Origin of the sequence: Plantactinospora sp. ZYX-F-223, assembly GCF_039649625.1 — a bacterium.
In the GTDB taxonomy this organism is placed as follows: domain Bacteria; phylum Actinomycetota; class Actinomycetes; order Mycobacteriales; family Micromonosporaceae; genus Plantactinospora.
Genome location: NZ_JBDJAV010000029.1, coordinates 73851 through 89102, shown reverse-complemented (window position 1 = coordinate 89102; position 15252 = coordinate 73851). Strand labels below are relative to the sequence as shown.

Annotated in this window: 19 protein-coding genes; 7 read left to right on the top strand and 12 right to left on the bottom strand. The window is 73.1% G+C overall.

The window, feature by feature from the left end; all coding sequences use genetic code 11:
* The first annotated feature begins 50 nt into the window (after window positions 1-50).
* Together AAH979_RS27295 and AAH979_RS27290 are read left to right on the top strand one after the other, a co-directional pair.
* Entirely contained in the window at window positions 51-830 is a 780-nt protein-coding gene (locus AAH979_RS27295) for an SDR family oxidoreductase (RefSeq protein WP_346260986.1), read from the top strand.
* 140 nt (window positions 831-970) lie between these two features.
* Window positions 971-1801, top strand: a complete 831-nt coding sequence (locus AAH979_RS27290; RefSeq protein ID WP_346261016.1) for a class I SAM-dependent methyltransferase — start codon at window positions 971-973, stop codon at window positions 1799-1801.
* 141 nt (window positions 1802-1942) lie between these two features.
* On the opposite strand, the gene AAH979_RS27285 is transcribed toward AAH979_RS27290, so the two are convergent.
* The 3 genes from AAH979_RS27285 to AAH979_RS27275 form a co-directional block, all read right to left on the bottom strand.
* Entirely contained in the window at window positions 1943-2557 is a 615-nt protein-coding gene (locus AAH979_RS27285) for a hypothetical protein (RefSeq protein WP_346260985.1), read from the bottom strand.
* On the bottom strand, window positions 2554-2904 hold the full coding sequence (locus tag AAH979_RS27280; protein ID WP_346260984.1) for a PadR family transcriptional regulator: 351 nt from the start codon (window positions 2902-2904) through the stop codon (window positions 2554-2556). Before AAH979_RS27280 ends, AAH979_RS27285 begins: the two co-directional genes overlap by 4 nt.
* A gap of 119 nt (window positions 2905-3023) precedes the next feature.
* Window positions 3024-4112 (bottom strand): UDP-N-acetylmuramate dehydrogenase, encoded by a 1089-nt coding sequence (locus tag AAH979_RS27275; protein ID WP_346260983.1) that lies wholly within the window; start codon window positions 4110-4112, stop codon window positions 3024-3026.
* A gap of 64 nt (window positions 4113-4176) precedes the next feature.
* On the opposite strand from AAH979_RS27275, the gene AAH979_RS27270 reads away from it, so the two are divergent.
* The gene (locus AAH979_RS27270; RefSeq protein WP_346260982.1) at window positions 4177-4938 is read left to right on the top strand and encodes a maleylpyruvate isomerase family mycothiol-dependent enzyme; all 762 of its coding nucleotides are present in this window, start codon (window positions 4177-4179) and stop codon (window positions 4936-4938) included.
* Window positions 4939-5056: 118 nt separating this feature from the next.
* The gene (locus AAH979_RS27265) at window positions 5057-6073 is read left to right on the top strand and encodes a LacI family DNA-binding transcriptional regulator (protein ID WP_346260981.1); all 1017 of its coding nucleotides are present in this window, start codon (window positions 5057-5059) and stop codon (window positions 6071-6073) included.
* Between the two features lie 6 nt (window positions 6074-6079).
* Here AAH979_RS27265 and AAH979_RS27260 read toward each other — a convergent pair whose 3' ends face one another.
* Together AAH979_RS27260 and AAH979_RS27255 are read right to left on the bottom strand one after the other, a co-directional pair.
* Window positions 6080-6598, bottom strand: a complete 519-nt coding sequence (locus AAH979_RS27260) for an O-acetyl-ADP-ribose deacetylase (RefSeq protein WP_346260980.1) — start codon at window positions 6596-6598, stop codon at window positions 6080-6082.
* On the bottom strand, window positions 6598-7356 hold the full coding sequence (locus AAH979_RS27255) for an EI24 domain-containing protein (RefSeq protein WP_346261015.1): 759 nt from the start codon (window positions 7354-7356) through the stop codon (window positions 6598-6600). The genes AAH979_RS27260 and AAH979_RS27255 overlap by 1 nt, the downstream gene beginning before the upstream one ends.
* Before the next feature lie 175 nt (window positions 7357-7531).
* Between AAH979_RS27255 and AAH979_RS27250 the strand changes: the two genes are divergently transcribed.
* On the top strand, window positions 7532-8506 hold the full coding sequence (locus tag AAH979_RS27250; RefSeq protein ID WP_346260979.1) for a YafY family protein: 975 nt from the start codon (window positions 7532-7534) through the stop codon (window positions 8504-8506).
* On the opposite strand, the gene AAH979_RS27245 is transcribed toward AAH979_RS27250, so the two are convergent.
* Together AAH979_RS27245 and AAH979_RS27240 are read right to left on the bottom strand one after the other, a co-directional pair.
* Window positions 8497-9411 (bottom strand): SDR family oxidoreductase, encoded by a 915-nt coding sequence (locus tag AAH979_RS27245; protein WP_346260978.1) that lies wholly within the window; start codon window positions 9409-9411, stop codon window positions 8497-8499. The two genes, AAH979_RS27250 and AAH979_RS27245, sit on opposite strands and share 10 nt — an antisense overlap.
* Before the next feature lie 81 nt (window positions 9412-9492).
* Window positions 9493-10269, bottom strand: a complete 777-nt coding sequence (locus AAH979_RS27240) for a GntR family transcriptional regulator (RefSeq protein ID WP_346260977.1) — start codon at window positions 10267-10269, stop codon at window positions 9493-9495.
* 316 nt (window positions 10270-10585) lie between these two features.
* Here AAH979_RS27240 and AAH979_RS27235 point away from each other — a divergent pair, with 316 nt between their 5' ends.
* Together AAH979_RS27235 and AAH979_RS27230 are read left to right on the top strand one after the other, a co-directional pair.
* Window positions 10586-10969, top strand: coding sequence for a hypothetical protein (locus AAH979_RS27235; protein WP_346260976.1), 384 nt, complete (start codon window positions 10586-10588; stop codon window positions 10967-10969).
* Window positions 10966-11397, top strand: coding sequence for a hypothetical protein (locus tag AAH979_RS27230; RefSeq protein ID WP_346260975.1), 432 nt, complete (start codon window positions 10966-10968; stop codon window positions 11395-11397). The genes AAH979_RS27235 and AAH979_RS27230 overlap by 4 nt, the downstream gene beginning before the upstream one ends.
* Window positions 11398-11781: 384 nt before the next feature.
* Here the strand turns inward: AAH979_RS27230 and AAH979_RS27225 are convergent, their stop codons facing one another.
* The 5 genes from AAH979_RS27225 to AAH979_RS27205 all read right to left on the bottom strand — a co-directional run bounded on the left by AAH979_RS27225 (window position 11782) and on the right by AAH979_RS27205 (window position 15217).
* On the bottom strand, window positions 11782-12519 hold the full coding sequence (locus AAH979_RS27225) for an alanyl-tRNA editing protein (protein WP_346260974.1): 738 nt from the start codon (window positions 12517-12519) through the stop codon (window positions 11782-11784).
* A gap of 144 nt (window positions 12520-12663) precedes the next feature.
* Window positions 12664-13548 carry an alpha/beta hydrolase gene (locus AAH979_RS27220; protein ID WP_346260973.1) on the bottom strand — a complete coding sequence of 295 codons (885 nt, stop codon included), beginning with the start codon at window positions 13546-13548 and terminating at the stop codon, window positions 12664-12666.
* Window positions 13545-13859, bottom strand: a complete 315-nt coding sequence (locus AAH979_RS27215) for a DUF2516 family protein (RefSeq protein ID WP_107257588.1) — start codon at window positions 13857-13859, stop codon at window positions 13545-13547. Before AAH979_RS27215 ends, AAH979_RS27220 begins: the two co-directional genes overlap by 4 nt.
* 90 nt (window positions 13860-13949) lie before the next feature.
* A complete protein-coding gene (locus AAH979_RS27210; protein ID WP_346260972.1) occupies window positions 13950-14615 on the bottom strand; it encodes a hypothetical protein in 666 nt (221 codons plus the stop codon).
* Complete coding sequence (locus AAH979_RS27205; protein WP_346260971.1) at window positions 14612-15217, bottom strand: helix-turn-helix domain-containing protein; 606 nt, start codon at window positions 15215-15217, stop codon at window positions 14612-14614. Before AAH979_RS27205 ends, AAH979_RS27210 begins: the two co-directional genes overlap by 4 nt.
* Window positions 15218-15252 lie beyond the last annotated feature (35 nt).

Below are 15252 nucleotides of genomic sequence, written 5' to 3'. Positions count from 1 at the left end.
ATTCGGGCCCAGGTCCATGGCATCGGGACGGCTTGGGCCAGAATGTCCCGATGACCCCTGTCGCGATCGTCACCGGGGCGTCCAGCGGAATCGGCGCCGCCACGGCCCGCCGGCTGGCCGCCGAGGGATTCTCCGTGCTCGCCGCCGCCCGCCGGGCCGACCGGCTGGACGCCCTGGTCGAGGAGATCCGCCGGGCCGGCGGCACGGCCACCGCACAGCCCTGCGACGTCACCTCCGACGAGTCGGTGGCGGAGCTGGCCACCGCCGCCGGGAGGCTGGGCGGCCCGGTCACCCTGCTGGTCAACAACGCCGGTGGCGCGCGCGGCCTGGATCCGGTCGAGTTGGGCTCGGTCGCCGACTGGCAGTGGATGTACGACGTGAACGTGCTCGGCACGCTCCGGGTCACCCAGGCGCTGCTACCCGCGCTGGAGTCCTCCGGCGCCGGCACGGTGGTGGTGCTCAGCTCGACCGCCGGCCTGATCGTCTACGAGGGCGGCGGCGGCTACGCGGCGGCGAAGCACGCCCAGACGGCGCTGGCCGAGACGCTGCGGTTGGAGCTCTGTGGACGGCCGGTCCGGGTGATCGAGATCGACCCGGGCATGGTCCGGACCGAGGAGTTCGGGCTGGTCCGCTTCGACGGCGACGCCAGCCGGGCGGCGGCGGTCTACGCCGGGGTCGCCGAGCCGCTGGTCGCCGACGACGTGGCCGACTGCATCGCCTGGTGCGCCACCCGCCCGCACCACGTCAACGTGGACCGGCTGGTGGTCCGCCCGCTGGCCCAGGCGGCCCAGCACAAGGTGCACCGGGTCGGGACCGACACCGGGCAGTGAGCCGGGTGCCGCCGCCGCGACCGGGCGCCGCCGATGAGCCGGGAGCCGGCGCCGGTGAGCCGGGAGCCGGCGTTCCCGGCCCACCCGCTCGGCGGGGACCGGCGGGAGCACCGACCGGGCGGATCGGCGGCGCGCCGCCGATCGGTGCCGGTCGCGGCGGGGCGGTGCGCCCGGTCGGCGCGGTGACCCGGGGGACCACCAACCCCAACCGGCTGCGCCGGGTGGACAACTGGATCGCTGCGACCTGCGCCGACCTGCTCCGGGATGCCCGCGATCCACTGGTGGTGGACCTCGGCTACGGCGCCAGCCCGGTCACCGTGGTCGAGCTGCGGGCCCGGCTGGCCGCCGCCGTCCGGCCGGACGTCCGGGTGGTCGGGCTGGAGATCGATCCGGTACGGGTGGCCGCCGCCGCGCCCGCCGCCGACCCGCCGGGGCTGGCCTTCGGCCGGGGCGGCTTCGAGCTGGCCGGGCTGCGCCCGGTGCTGGTCCGGGCGTTCAACGTGCTGCGGCAGTACGCCGAGCCGGAGGTCGTACCGGCCTGGCGGACGATGACCGGGGCGCTGCAACCGGGCGGGGTACTGGTCGAGGGGACCTGTGACGAGCTGGGCCGGTTGGCCGGCTGGCTGCTCGTGGACGCCACCGGCCCCCGGTCGCTGACCCTGGCCGCCCGGCTATCCATACTGGACAGTCCGGCCACGCTGGCCGAGCGGCTGCCCAAGGCGCTGATCCACCACAACGTGCCGGGCACCGGAGTACACGCGCTGATCCGGGCGCTGGAGGAGGGCTGGCGGGACGCGGCCCCGTACGCCACGTTCGGGCCCCGGCAGCGCTGGCGGCGTACGGTCGAGGCGCTCCGAGCGGCCGGCTGGCCCGTACTGGACCGGCCGGCGCGGTGGCGGCTCGGCGAGGTGACCGTGGCGTGGTCGGCGGTGGCGCCACCCGACGACTCCCCGGCAGGAGAGCCTCGGTAACGCGGACCGTGCCCAGATGCGGCCCGTGCCTCCCGGGCAACTCGGCTACCGCACGCCGAGCCGAGCGGGCCGCATGCCGAGCCGGACCGGGTGCCAAGCCGGACCGGGTGCCGGCTCGTCCGGCCGGGCCGGACCGCCCGGCTACTGGGTGCCGAGTCGGGCCGGCACGGTGGCGCCGAGTCGGGACATCCGGATCGCCAGATAGCAGGTGGCGGCCCCGAAGGGCACGAAGAGCGCCACCAGCAGCAGGGCCAGCGAGCCCAGGCCGGTGTCCTGGAAGCCGAGCAGGTCGAGCAGGACGAAGACGGCCGCGCAGCCGAGCAGCAGGGCGGTGCCGACGAGCTTGTCCCGGACCAGCCAGAACCGGGAGAGCCAGAGTAGCGCCGCGACAGCCACCGGGACGACGTGCCAGGGCCTGACCGACCCGAACGGCAGCAGCACGGCCGGGCCCAGCACCAGGAACGGGCCCGCCGCGGCACAGACCAGCACCAGCGTCTCCACCGGGCCGCGGCGCCGGGGTGGCACGCCGAACCGCTCCCGGGCGTCCGCACCGAGCGTTGCCGGATCACCGAGCCGGTCGAGTATCGCGCGCACCTCGGCCAGGCTCTGCCCGTCCGGCTCCGACCGGCGTACGGCGATGTGCTCGGCGATCTGGTCGAGCACCTCCCGCCGGCGGTCGGTCGGCAGCGGGGCCAGTTCGGCGCGCAACTGGCGCAGGTATCGCCGGACGAGCGCCTCGGGGGTGGTCGGCTTCATGCGGTCTCCTTCGGGATGACGAGGGAATCCACCGCGTCGCGGAACCGGATCCACTCACCGACGAACTGGTCGAGCCGGTCCCGCCCGGCGGCGGTGAGCCGGTAGTAGCGGCGGGGCGGCCCACTCGGCGACTCGTGCCAGGCGGTCTCCACCAGACCGTCCCGGCGCAGCCGCGACAACAGGGGGTAGATGGTGCCCTCGCTGGTCACCATGCCGTCGACCGCGCCCAGCTCGCGGACGAGGTCGAGGGCGTAGCGCTCGCCGGGCCGGAGCAGTGCGAGTACGCAGTACTCCAGCGTTCCGCGGCGGAGCTGCCCGGGCAGCGCCTCGGGCTTGGCCGCCGCCATCTAGCGGCGACGGGCGTAGACGGTAACCATGTGGAACATGGTACCTTGCGGCGCAAGGAACCGGGGTACCGTTCTGGCGGATCTGGGCACCAGCGATGGTGGAAGGGTGCGGTGCGGCCTCAGATGGCGCAGTTGACCAGAACCGGCTCCGGATGCAGGGTGACACCGAACCGGTCGTGCACCCCGTCGCGGATCTCCCGGGCCAGCGCCAGCAGTGCCCCGGTCGAGCCGCCGTCCCGGTTGGTCAGCGCCAGGGTGTGCTTGGAGGAGATGGCCACCCCGCCCGGCCCCTGGTAGCCCTTCGGATAACCGGCCTTGTCGATCAGCCAGGCGGCGCTGACCTTCACCGTGCCGCCCGTACCCGGCCAGGACGGCGGCTCGCCGAGCCCGCCGGCCCGCTCCCGCAGCGCCTGGTACGCCCCGGCGTCCAGCACCGGGTTGGTGAAGAACGACCCGACCGAACGGGTGTCCGGGTCGGCCGGGTCCAGCACCATGCCCTTGCCGGCGCGCAGCGCGCGTACGGCCGCCCGGGCGTCGCCCAGCGGCACCCGGTCGCCGACCTCCACCCCGAGCGCCCGAGCCAACTCGGCGTAGCGCACCGGAGCGGAGAGCGTCGAGCGGAGCAGCCGGAAGTCGACGGTGAGCACCGTCCACCGGTCGTGGTACTTGAAGACGCTGGACCGGTACCCGAAGGCGCACTCGGCCGCGCTCATCCGGGTCACCTCGCCGGCCAGCCGGTCGTACACCTCGACCCCGGTGACCGTCTCGGCAACCTCCTGCCCGTACGCCCCGACGTTCTGGATCGGGGTGGCGCCGGCCGAACCGGGGATGCCGGAGAGGCACTCCACCCCCGACCAGCCGGCCTCGACGGTGGCCGCGACCAGGTCGTCCCACGGCTCGCCGGCCGCCACCCGGATGGTGACCGCCGCCTCGTCCTCGGCGACCACCTCGAAGCCCCGCGATCGGACCAGCAGCACCGTGCCGGGGAACCCCTCGTCCGCGACCACCACGTTGCTGCCGCCGGCCAGCACCAGGACCGGCTCGTCCCGCAACTCGGCCTCGCGGAGTTTCCCGGGGATTTCATCCGTTCGGGTGGCGGTGACGAGTCGCCGCGGCGCGCCGCCGAGCCGCAGGGTCGTGTAACCGGCCAATCGTGTGGGATCGGCGGAGTCGGCGGCAGTTATCGGGCGGGCATTAACGTCTGGCACAGCATTCACCCTAGGCTGAGAGACAGCCCGGCCGGTGGCGGCCCGGTGGCACGGGAGGAACGTCATGACCAGACTGCACGGCACCAAGGACTTCTGGATCGGGGCACTCCGCGCCGAGGGGCCGACCTTCGGCGCCGCCGTCGCCGAAGCGCCGCTCGACATCCGGGTGCCGTCCTGTCCCGAATGGACCATGACCGATCTGGTGCACCACCTCGGGTCCGTCTACGCCCGGGCCCGGGGCATCGTGAGCCGGGGCAGCACCGAGCGGGCCGACCCGCTCACGGTCCCGGACGGCCTGCCGACCGGGCCGGCGGCCGTGCAGTGGTGGCGACACGAGTTCGACCAGCTCATGGCCGTGCTGGACCGGGTGGACCCGGAGGCGCCGGCCTGGAACTACGCACCCCAGCCGAAGAAGGCCGGGTTCTGGCACCGCCGGATGGCGCAGGAGACCGCGGTGCACCGCTGGGACGCGCAGATGGCGGTCGCCGCCGGGGAGCCGATCGAGGCCAAGCTCGCGGCGGACGGGGTCGGCGAGGTGCTCGACACCCACCTGCCGGCCGGCCGGCGCGCCTCCGACCAGCCGTTCCACGGAGTGGTCCACCTGGTAGCGACCGACGCCGGCCAGGAGTGGTACCTGCGGCTGCGCGGTGCGGGCGTGGCCCTGCTGGACACCGACACGATCCTGGACAGCGACGACCACCACGCCCGGGCACAGATCTCGGGTACGGCCAGCGACCTGCTGCTGGCTCTCTGGGGCCGGCTCGGCTTCGACGCCCTGGACGTGGCGGGCGACGCCGGGCTGCTGCAAGGGCTGCGCGTCGGCTGACCGGAACGGTCCCGGGCCACGCGTGCCGTGGCCGAGGGACCCGGCGCCCGCCGACGGGGTTGTTGACCTTCAGGCGCGCGTGGAACCATTTTCCCGGCGGCTGAGCTGAGGAGCGGAGATGGCGGTGACCCGCGCGCGGCCCACGCTGGAGGCGGTGGCTCAACGGGCCGGGGTGTCCCGGGCCACCGTGTCCCGGGTGGTGAACGGCTCGACCACGGTCGCCGAGCCGATCCAACAGGCGGTCCGGCGGGCGGTGCGGGAGTTGGGCTACGTGCCCAACCTCGCGGCACGCAGCCTGGTGACCCAGCAGACCGACTCGGTGGCGCTGATCCTGCCGGAGGCGTCCACCCGGGTCTTCTCCGACGACCAGGTGTTCCCCGGCATCATCCTCGGGGTCAGCCGGGAGCTGGAGGCGGCCGGCAAGCAGCTCGTGCTGACCCTGGCCGAGTCGGCGGCCAGCCACGAGCGGGTCGAGCGCTACGCGATGGGCGGGCACGTGGACGGCGTACTCTTCGCCTCCCTGCACGGCGCCGACCCGCTGCCCGGCGCGCTCGCCCAGGCGGGGCTGCCGGTGGTGTGCAGCGGCCGCCCGCTCGGCCAGCCCCCCGTCCCGGTGCCGTACGTCGACGTGGACCACGTCGCCGGGGTACGCGGCGCGGTCGGGCACCTGCTCAGGTCCGGCCGGCAGCGGATCGCCACCATCGCCGGCCCGCAGGACATGGTGGCCGGGATCGACCGGCTGGCCGGCTACCGGGCCGAGCTCCGGGACGCCGGACAACGGCCGGTGGAGGCGTTCGGCGACTTCACCCGGGAGTCCGGTGCGGTCGCGATGCGGCAGCTCCTGGCCGAGGAACCGCGCCTGGACGCGGTCTTCGTCGCCTCCGACCTGATGGCGCACGGCGCACTCCGTACGCTGCGCGAGGCGGGTCGCCGGGTGCCGGAAGACGTGGCGGTGATCGGCTTCGACGACATCGAGCTGGCCGGCTACACCGATCCGCCGCTGAGCACCGTACGGCAGCCGATCCAGGATCTCGGCCGGACCATGACCCGCCAGTTGCTCCGGCTCGCCGCCGGTGAACGCATCGAGCCGGCCGTCCTGCTCCCCACCGAACTCGTCCTGCGCGCCTCCGCCTGATCCCGGTCAGTCGAACTGCTGGCGTACCCGCCGCGCGGTCTCGGCGGTGGCGGGGTCGAAGAGCACCAGTCGGGCGGTGGTGACGCCGGCCGGCCGGGCGGCGGTGAGTACGGTCAACGCCTGCCGGACCGCGTCCTCGACCGGCCACCGGTAGACCCCGGACGAGATCAGCGGGAAGGCCACCGAGGCCGCGCCCAGGTCGTCGGCGACGGCCAGGCTGTTGGCGTAGCAGTTCCGCAGCAGTGCCGACCGGTCCTCGTCGGCGGACCAGACCGGCCCGACGGTGTGCACCACCCAGCGGGCCGGCAGGTTGCCGGCGGTGGTCGAGACCGCCTGCCCGGTGGGCAGGCCGCGCCCGTACCGGGCGGCCCGCAGGGCCCGGCACTCGGCGAGGATCGCCGGCCCGCCCCGGCGGTGGATCGCGCCGTCCACTCCGCCGCCGCCGAGCAGCGACGAGTTGGCGGCGTTGACGATCACGTCCACCCGCTGGGCGGTGATGTCGCCCTGGACCAGGTCGATCCGCATCAGGCCGCCCCGGGAGCGGTCACGCGGGCCCGGTCGGGGTGGTCGATCGACTGGCCGAGCGTGCGGCGGGCCAGCAGGGTCGCCCCGGCGACCGCGGCCGGGGTGAGCAGCACCGCGCCGAGCGGGATCAGGAAGCAGAGGAAGACCGCCACCCCGAAGCCCAGGGTCAGCGCCCGGTTCGCCCGCAGCGCCCGCTGCCGGTCCGGCAGCCGGAGCCCGCGCCGCTGGAACGGCACCCCGACCATGCCCATCGTGAGGAACCAGCCGCCGACCATCGCGGCGATCACGGGTACGACGAACTGCCCGACGAGCGGCACGAACCCGGCGACGAAGAGCGGCAGCCCGAACAGCACCGACCGGACGAGCAGCCGCGCCGCGTCGGCGATGCTCCGCCGCAGCGAGCGCCACCAGGGCAGCTCGACCTCGTCCGGCACCCCGCCGTAGCGCTCCTCCACCCGTTCGGAGATCTTCTCGTAGAACGGGTCGCCGATCACCAGCGTGACGGCGGTGAAGGTGAGCACCCCGAGCAGGCCACCCAGGCCGAGCAGGGCGAGCCCGGCGATCAGCCGGAGGAGCTGGCGCGGCCCGTCCGACCAGTCGTCCGCGAACGGTGTGATCAACGCGGCGAGGTCGTCGGAGAAGTAGATCAGCGTACCGAGGCCGGCCAGGTAGAGCGCACCGGAGATCACCGCGGGCACGATGCCGAGCACTACCAGCATCGGGTTGCGACCATAGACCGCGAGCCCCCGGAACAGCAGCCCGACGCCGGAACCGAACGCGGAGAGGAACGGGCCGACCCGGCGGGGGCGCGACTCGGCGGGGGTGGGGGTCTGCACGACCGGAAAGCCTATCGGCCGCCGCTACCGCCGGCGCGGCGCGAGGCGCTGCCGACGCCCGGCGGGGATGTCGGCGCCGCCGGGCAGGATGGGACGCATGCGCGCCGCCCGGTTGATCTCCCTGGTCCTGCTCCTGCAGAACCGCGAGTCGATGACCGGTGCCGAGCTGGCCCGGGAGCTGGAGGTCTCGGAGCGGACGATCTACCGGGACGTGCTGGCGCTGAACGCCGCCGGCATCCCGGTCTACGCCGACCGGGGTCGGGCCGGGGGCTACCGGCTGCTCGGCGGCTATCGGACCCGGCTGACCGGGCTGAGCCGGACCGAGGCCGACGCGCTCTTCCTCTCCGGGCTGCCCGGCCCGGCCGGCGAGATGGGTCTCGCCGACGTGGTGGCGGCCGCCCAGTTGAAGGTACTGGCCGCGCTGCCGAGCGGGCTGCGGGACGCCTCCACCCGGGTGGAGCGGCGGTTCCACCTCGACGTACCGGGGTGGTTCCAGGCGGCGGATCCGCCGGTCTGGCTCAGTGAGCTGGCCGAGGCGGTGTGGCAGGACCGGACGGTCGAGTTCCGCTACCGGCGTGGCGACCGGGAGGTGACCCGGACCGTCGAGCCGTACGGGCTGGTGTGCAAGGGCGGCAGGTGGTATCTGGTGGCCCGGGTCGGCGCGGGGCACCGCACCTACCGGGTGGACCGGATGACCGGGGTGACGGTCGGCGCGGAGACGTTCGACCGGGACGACGCGTTCGAGCTGGCCGGCTACTGGGCCAGCCAGGCGGAACGGTTCGTCCGGGAGATGCTGGGCGACGAGATCAGGGTCCGGCTCAGCCCCGCCGGGCGGTACGCCCTGCGGTTCGTCACCGAGCCGCCCGCCGTACGGGAGGCGGAGGCGAACGCCGGGGAACCCGACGCGCAGGGCTGGGTGGTCACCCGGCTGCCCGTCGAGTCCCCCGACGTCGCGTACGGCCAACTACTCAGCCTCGGCCCGGAGGTCGAGGTGCTGGAGCCGCCGGAGTTGCGGGCCAGGCTCAGCTCGGCAGCACGGCGGCTGGCCCAGCTCTACGACGGTCAGCGGTAGCCGGTGGCGTCGGCGGGTTTGCCGGTGGCCTCCACCTCCACGATGTAGCGCCAGGCGTCCGGCTGGCTGCCGTCGAGGTCGGTGAAGCCGTACTCCCTGGCGAGCTGGCCGCTGGAGAGGGACTGCCCGGACCAGCGGGCCTTGTCCGGGTCGGCGGCGAGTGCGGCGACCGCCCGGCCGACGAACGCCGGGCTCTCCGAGATGACGAAGTGCGGCTGCTTCTCGATGGCGTCCCGCCAGTTCTCCTCGGTGACGCCGAACTCGTCGAGCATGAACTCCGAACGCAGCCAGCCCGGAGTGAGCGCGACCGCCGTCCCGCCGTGCTCCTTCAGCTCGTGCGCCCAGAGGTAGCCGAGCCGGTTCACCGAGGTCTTCGCCAGGTCGAAGAAGGCCGACAGCCGGTAGTTCGCGTCGTTGTACTCCTTGGTGCCGTCGCCGACCTCCACGACCAGCCCGCCCGGGTTGCGGATCAGCAGCGGTAGCGCAAAGTGGCTGGTGATGATGTGCGTCTCGACGGCGAGCCGCAGCGTACGGAAGCCGTCGTCGAGGTCCTGCTCCCAGATCGGCTTGTCCCAGCCGATCAGCCGGTCCGCCCCCCAGATGTCGTTGACGAGTACGTCCAGCCGGCCCTGTTCCCGGTCGATCCGCTCCACCAGGGCGCGTACCTGGTCAGGGACGAGATGGTCGACCCGTACCGCGATCCCGACGCCGCCGGCCGCGGTGACCAGCTCGGCGGTCTCCTCGATGGTCTCCGGCCGGTCCACCTCGGAGCGTTTCTCCCGGGTGCTCCGCCCGGTGGCGTAGACGGTGGCGCCGGCCGCGCCGAGCTGCACGGCGATCTGCCGGCCGGCACCCCGGGTCGCCCCGGCGACGAGCGCAACCTTTCCAGTCAGTTCTGCTGTCATGACGCCGACTCTGGCAACGAATTCTGACAACCCGCGTCAGGTTTTCCCCCGGGAATCCGGCCACGGGTTCTGGGCAAACGATCAGGTCAGGTCGATCCAGTAATCCAGTTCAACCCGGTCGGCCGGGATCACGATGTCGGTGGCGACCTCAACGACCTGCTCACCCGCGTACGTCTGTCGAGTAATTGTCACCACCGGCACGCCGCCGGGGATCCGCAACGCCTCGGTCTCTTCGCGGACCGGCATTCGGGAACGCACCCGCTCCCGTACTCCGGTGATCGTGATGCCGAGGCTGTGAAGCTGGGCGGTGTTCCCGCCCGGCCACGGCTCCCGGTCAGGGTCGGCGACCGGCGTGTCGGCCACCATGTCGAGTAGGAGGCAGGACGTCGACATCTGCTGCGGTACGCCCTGGGAGCGGAACACGAACCGGCGTTCCAGCAGCATCGTGCCCGGGGCGATGTCGAACAGCTCGGCGGTCGCCCGGTCTGCCGGCACCTCGCGGAACTCCCTGTCGAGCCGGTAGTCGGACCAGCCGATCTGCTGGTCGGCGGTGAACGACGTGCCCAGTTCGCCGGACCGGACTTGCTCCAGTTCCCGGCGGTACCGGTCGGAGCCGAGTCGGCGAACCGGCAGTACCGGCCGGGCGTACGTTCCTCGGCCCATCTCGGTAACGACCAGGCCCTCATTGCGGAGCAGTCCGACCGCTTCACGGACGGTTCCACGGGCCACGCCGAAGTCGGCCATAAGCGCGGATTCGGACGGCAAGATGGACCCGGGTGGGATCGCGCCGGAGAGGATCCGACGGCGTAACTCGTCTGCGACCCGGCGATAGCGGGGCCGCTCGTGCGGGGTAGGCACGTCGGTCACCGTACCCCCGATCAGTGCGCTGGGAATGTTTCTGCCCTCCCGGACAGTCAACCTATCTAGACGGGTCGTCTGTACAGGTGTAGCTTACCGTCTAAGCGGCCGGCACAGAAGGTGATCTAGGGGTAGGCACCCTGTGTCGGTCGCCCCGAACTGGACGTGGCGACCAGCCTCCCCCGGACGGGCCGCGTCCACCGGGCGCCACCCTTCCCCCCGTTGGGTGCCGCCCATCCAGACGGGGGGTGTGGTGGCCGGCGGACAGTCGTGGGACTCCGGCCACCACACCCCCCGGTCCGACAGGGAGGGATCGATGGGCACGATCGGTAGGTGGCGGACGGTGATCAACGACAACCGGGCTAACCGGATCTTCGACCGGGCGCAAGCCGACGAGGAAGCCGAGGTAGCCCGCGCCAAGCAGCGGGCGCTCGACGCGGCGGCCGTCGAGCGGATCCCGGTCGGTCTCGAACTTCGCCTCGAACCCACGGACTGGCTGACGCTAGCCACCCCGTACGTCGACCGGCGGCCGACCGTCATCGTCGCGTCCACCCACCCGCCGATCATGTACAAGCTGGGCGTCGGCTACCTGCGGATCTGGGGACACTCGCCGTGGTGCGGCATCCACCCGGACCACGGCCCGTGCATCGACGCGATGGTTCGGGTCGGTGCCGTGATCGACGCGATGGCCGACCAGTGACCCCCGACCCGGAGCAGGTACGCCGGGTGCTCCGGCGGGCGTACGCCTTGAAGCGGACACTGCCGCCCGGGTCGCTGGCTCGGCTGCTGGTCGACGCCCTCGACCGGCAGTACGGGCCGCTGGCACACCCCGATCAAGAGCAGGAGGAACCCGCCGTGACGTCCATGTTCGATAGCTGGTCGACGACGCTGGAGGATCTGACCGCCCGCCGGTTCCTCCACATGCACAAGGACGGCCGCCGCTGTCGGCAGTGTGACGACGACGGGAAGTGCCGGTACCTGACGTGGGCCGTCGGCTACTTCACCCGGATCGGCGATCCGGTACCCGGTCAGGCTGCGGACATCCTGGCCCGCGCATCCCATCCCGGCGAGGTGACACCGGCCGAGCTGCGGGAGGTCGCGCAGACGCTCCGTCGGCGGATCCAGTGAGCGACACGACGACGGTGTGTATGCCGTGCCGGCTCGGCGTTCCTCCGGCGCTGCCGAGCGAGACGCCACACGGCTGTCCCGGGTCGGTGATTGTCTGTGACGGTCCCGGCGCGGTGACGAAGCTGTGCGTGTGCCCAATCTGCTGGCCGGACCGGCAGCCACCACCAGAGCCACCCCCGATCATCGGTCGCACGAGCGAGGGGTGAGGGTCGGCGTCCCGGCCTTGCGTGCCGCTGTTGCAGCGGTGGTGCGCTGAAGTCCCCGGTCGGCCTGGTGATCCGGCCGGGGACAGGGCGAGCACGGCCGCTGACGGGAGCGGCCACCGCGCCCGTTCCGTCGACGTGCTGGTCAGCGAGACGGCGTCGGCACCGCGGCGGCTCGGGGTCAGTTGACCAGCCGGACCCGTACCCGCCGGTTGGCCCGGCCCTTGCTCTCCACCTTGACCACCTGGACCTTGCCGATCTGGGCGGTCGAGGCGACGTGGGTGCCGCCGTCGGCCTGCACGTCCAGCCCGACGATGTCGACGATCCGGATCTCCTGCTCGTCGGCGGGAATCAGGTTGGACTGGGTACGGATGATGTCCGGCAGGGCCAGCGCCTCGTCTCGGGGCAGCACCTTGACCGCCACCGCCCGGTCGGCGGTGACCTCGGTGTTGACCAGCTCCTCCAGCCGGGCCTTGAAGTCGGTCGGCACCTCCGGCAGGTTGAAGTCCATCCTGGCCTCGCCCGGCTCCATGTTGCCGCCGGTCACCAGGGCGCCGAAATCCCGGAACACCACGCCGCAGAGCACGTGCAGCCCGGAGTGGGTACGCATCAGCAGGCTGCGCCGCACGTCCTCCACCGCGCCGGTCACCGCCGTGCCGACCGGCGGCAGCGGGTCACCCTCGGCGGGGACCAGATAGAGGTCGTCGCCCTTGCGGGTGCCGACGATCCGGGTCTGCACACCCTGCCAGAGCAGCACCCCGTGGTCCGGCGGCTGGCCGCCGCCGCCGGGATAGAAGGCCGACCGGTCGAGCACGATTCCCTGCTCGGGATCGGCGGAGAGCACCGTGCACTCCCACTCCCGCAGGGTCGGGTCGGCGAGGTCGAGCCGGTGCGTCCGGCCGTGCTGGGAAACGCCCATGGCTCGCCAGGTTACTCCGGCCGGCACGGTTCCGGTGGTACCGGTGGCCCCTCGGCCGGGCGCACAACCGGGGCAGCTCGACAGCCTGGTCGACAAGCACCCCCTGCGCCGCCGGCCCGGGTGACCCGCCCGCCGAACCCGGGGTCAGTTGAGGAAACCGGAGATCCGTTCGCGCAGGTCGGCGCGGTGCGTCCAGAGCAGGCCCGGCTTGTCGTAGACGTGCAGCGTCGCTCCCGGCAGCGCCTCGGCGAGCTGCTCGGCGACCGCGACCGGATGCAGGTCGTCGCCGGCACAGCCGATCACCAGGGTACGGGCGGTGACCGCGGCCAGGGCCGAACGCTGCCGGACGGCGACCTGACCGGCCAGACTCGCCAGCCCGGAGGCGAGACCGTCCCGGGTCAACTGGTCCACCCGCTGCCGCAGGTAAGCCCAGCCGGCCGGGGTGTTGCGGATCGCCGGTGGCACCTCGTAGGCGACCGCCTCGGCCACCTCGGCGGCGTCGCCGCTGCGTACCGCGGTGAGCAGTTCGGTGAGCCGCCGCCGGGCCACCTCCGGACGGGGTTCGTCGAGTACGGCCGGCAGCACGAAGACCGCGCGCTCGAAGCGGGCCGGGCTCTCCCAGAGGAGCCGGCAGAGCGCGCCCGCGCCGAGGCTGATCCCGAGCGCCCGGCTGGCGCCGCCGAGATCGGCGATCGCCCGCAGGTCACGGGCCAGGTCGGCGTAGCTCCAGTCGCCCTCCGGAGCCTCAGAGCGGCCGTGCCCACGGAACTGGAAGAAGATCTTGCGTCCGTTGACCGCGCTGCCCAGCGGTCGGGTGGTGGAGATGCCGGTACCGAGTCCGTGTGCGAAGACCGTGACCGGGTCACCGTCGCCGGTGACCAGCCGCTCCAGCCGTACGCCGTGCGGGGTGGCGACCAGCTCGGTCTCCGGGTCGGGCAGCGCCGGCCGGCCGCTGCGCGGCGCGGTCGGCCCCGGGCCGTACGTCCGTGGCCCGCCGTCGGGCGGCGGTGGCCAGCGGAAATCCCTCACCAGAAGCCTTTGCCGTCGGTCAGGTCACGCAACCCGACCCGGACGTCCAAGAGATAGATCAACGCTGCCGCGATGCCGATCAGCGCGAAGAGGCTGAGTGGCCGGTAGAGCAGCAGGGTGAGCACCAGGCAGACGGCCAGGATGGCCACCCAGGCTCCCTTGGGGAGGGTGCCGATCGCCGGGAAGGCGTCCGAGCGCTGGGTGATGCAGTGCACGAGCGCGACGCCCTGGATCACGAGGGCGAAGACGATCAGCACCAGGTTGATGATGAAGACGACGTCGTCGAAGAAGAGCGGCGCGGCTGTGCCCATGGCGGAAAGCTTATGCCGGTGACCCCGGGTACGTGCCACTTGGCGCACCCACCCGAGGTCACCGGCGACTGCTCGACGGTCGCCGGCCGCCTACTTGTCGGCCGCCGGGCGGGTCCGCTTGGCCGCCGGGCGGGTCGACTTCGCCGCCGGGCGGCGCTTCACCGCCGGGGCCTTCGCCGGGGTGACCTCGGTCGCCGCGGCCGCCGCGGCAGGCTCCTTGACCTGCTCGACGACCTCGGCCGGGGTGGTGCTCAGCGCCGGCTGTCCGGCGGCGGTCACCGCCGGAGTCTCGGTGGCGGCCATGTCCGCGTTGACCGTGTCGGCGGCCTGCACCACGCCGGAACCGACCACCCGCTCGCCCCGGGCGACGAGGTCGCCGTAGACGGCGATGGCCCGCTCCTGCGCGGCCTGGGCACCGGCCACCACCACCGCCGCGTTGCGGATGGTCGCCTCCCGCAGCCGGTCCAGGTCCAGCTCGCCGTTGGCGGCCCGGTTGCGCAGGTTCGCCGCGCCGGAGTTGGCGTTGCGCAGCGTCAGTACGGCCTTCTCCCGCAGCTCGGCGGTGGTCGCGATCGCCTTCTCCCGCAGTTCGGCGGTGGTCGTCACGGCCTTGGACCGCAGCTCAGTACGGGTCGCCTCGTCACCGAGCCCGCTGACCACGGCGGGCAGCCGGCGCAACTGCTGGTACGCGAGATCGCCGGCACCGGCCACCGCGTAGAGCGGGGCGGGGATCCGGGCGGTTCGGGGCTGGGTCATGACTGTTCCTCCTCGTCAGAGGCCGAGGCGACCGTCGGAGTCGACGGCGCGGCCTTCTTGACCGCCTTCCGGGCGGTCCTCTTGGTGGCTGCGGCCGGCGGCCTGGACTTCGCGCCGGGCCGGGATTCGGTCGGTGGTGCGGCGGCGCCCGCCTCGGTCACCGCCACCGATTCGAGGACGGCTTCCGCCGGATCCTCGTCGGCGGCGGCGCTCGGGACCGCGCCGGTGTCGGCAGGCGCGGCCGGTACGTCCGCGTGCCGGAGGTTCTCCCGGCGGAAGGTCTCGTAGATCTGGCTCAGCGACTGCTTCTGCGGCATCGTCAGGTCCGGGTCGGCCGCGATGGCGGCGAGCACGCCCTGCCCCTCGCGGTCGTCGAGCAGCCCGGCCCGGAGGTACATCGCCGGTGTGGAGACCCGCAGCGCGCTGGCCAACTGCTGGAGCACCTCGGCGCTCGGCTTGCGCAGCCCACGCTCGATCTGACTCAGGTAGGGGTTGCTCACCCCGGCCTGCTCGGCCAGTTGCCGCAACGAGATCTTCGCGTTGCGCCGCAGGTCGCGGATGAACCCGCCGATGTCCCGCGGAAGGTCCTTCGGATTGGCCATGTCTCGACGGTAGCGAGCAGCGCTTGCTCCTGCAA

Coding starts and splice junctions, on each gene's coding strand:
- AAH979_RS27295 (WP_346260986.1), top strand. CDS start 51: ATGACCCCTGTCGCGATCGTCACCGGGGCGTCCAGCGGAATCGGCGCC.
- AAH979_RS27285 (WP_346260985.1), bottom strand. CDS start 2,557: ATGAAGCCGACCACCCCCGAGGCGCTCGTCCGGCGATACCTGCGCCAG.
- AAH979_RS27280 (WP_346260984.1), bottom strand. CDS start 2,904: ATGGCGGCGGCCAAGCCCGAGGCGCTGCCCGGGCAGCTCCGCCGCGGA.
- AAH979_RS27270 (WP_346260982.1), top strand. CDS start 4,177: ATGACCAGACTGCACGGCACCAAGGACTTCTGGATCGGGGCACTCCGC.
- AAH979_RS27265 (WP_346260981.1), top strand. CDS start 5,057: ATGGCGGTGACCCGCGCGCGGCCCACGCTGGAGGCGGTGGCTCAACGG.
- AAH979_RS27260 (WP_346260980.1), bottom strand. CDS start 6,598: ATGCGGATCGACCTGGTCCAGGGCGACATCACCGCCCAGCGGGTGGAC.
- AAH979_RS27250 (WP_346260979.1), top strand. CDS start 7,532: ATGCGCGCCGCCCGGTTGATCTCCCTGGTCCTGCTCCTGCAGAACCGC.
- AAH979_RS27245 (WP_346260978.1), bottom strand. CDS start 9,411: ATGACAGCAGAACTGACTGGAAAGGTTGCGCTCGTCGCCGGGGCGACC.
- AAH979_RS27235 (WP_346260976.1), top strand. CDS start 10,586: ATGGGCACGATCGGTAGGTGGCGGACGGTGATCAACGACAACCGGGCT.
- AAH979_RS27225 (WP_346260974.1), bottom strand. CDS start 12,519: ATGGGCGTTTCCCAGCACGGCCGGACGCACCGGCTCGACCTCGCCGAC.
- AAH979_RS27215 (WP_107257588.1), bottom strand. CDS start 13,859: ATGGGCACAGCCGCGCCGCTCTTCTTCGACGACGTCGTCTTCATCATC.
- AAH979_RS27210 (WP_346260972.1), bottom strand. CDS start 14,615: ATGACCCAGCCCCGAACCGCCCGGATCCCCGCCCCGCTCTACGCGGTG.
- AAH979_RS27205 (WP_346260971.1), bottom strand. CDS start 15,217: ATGGCCAATCCGAAGGACCTTCCGCGGGACATCGGCGGGTTCATCCGC.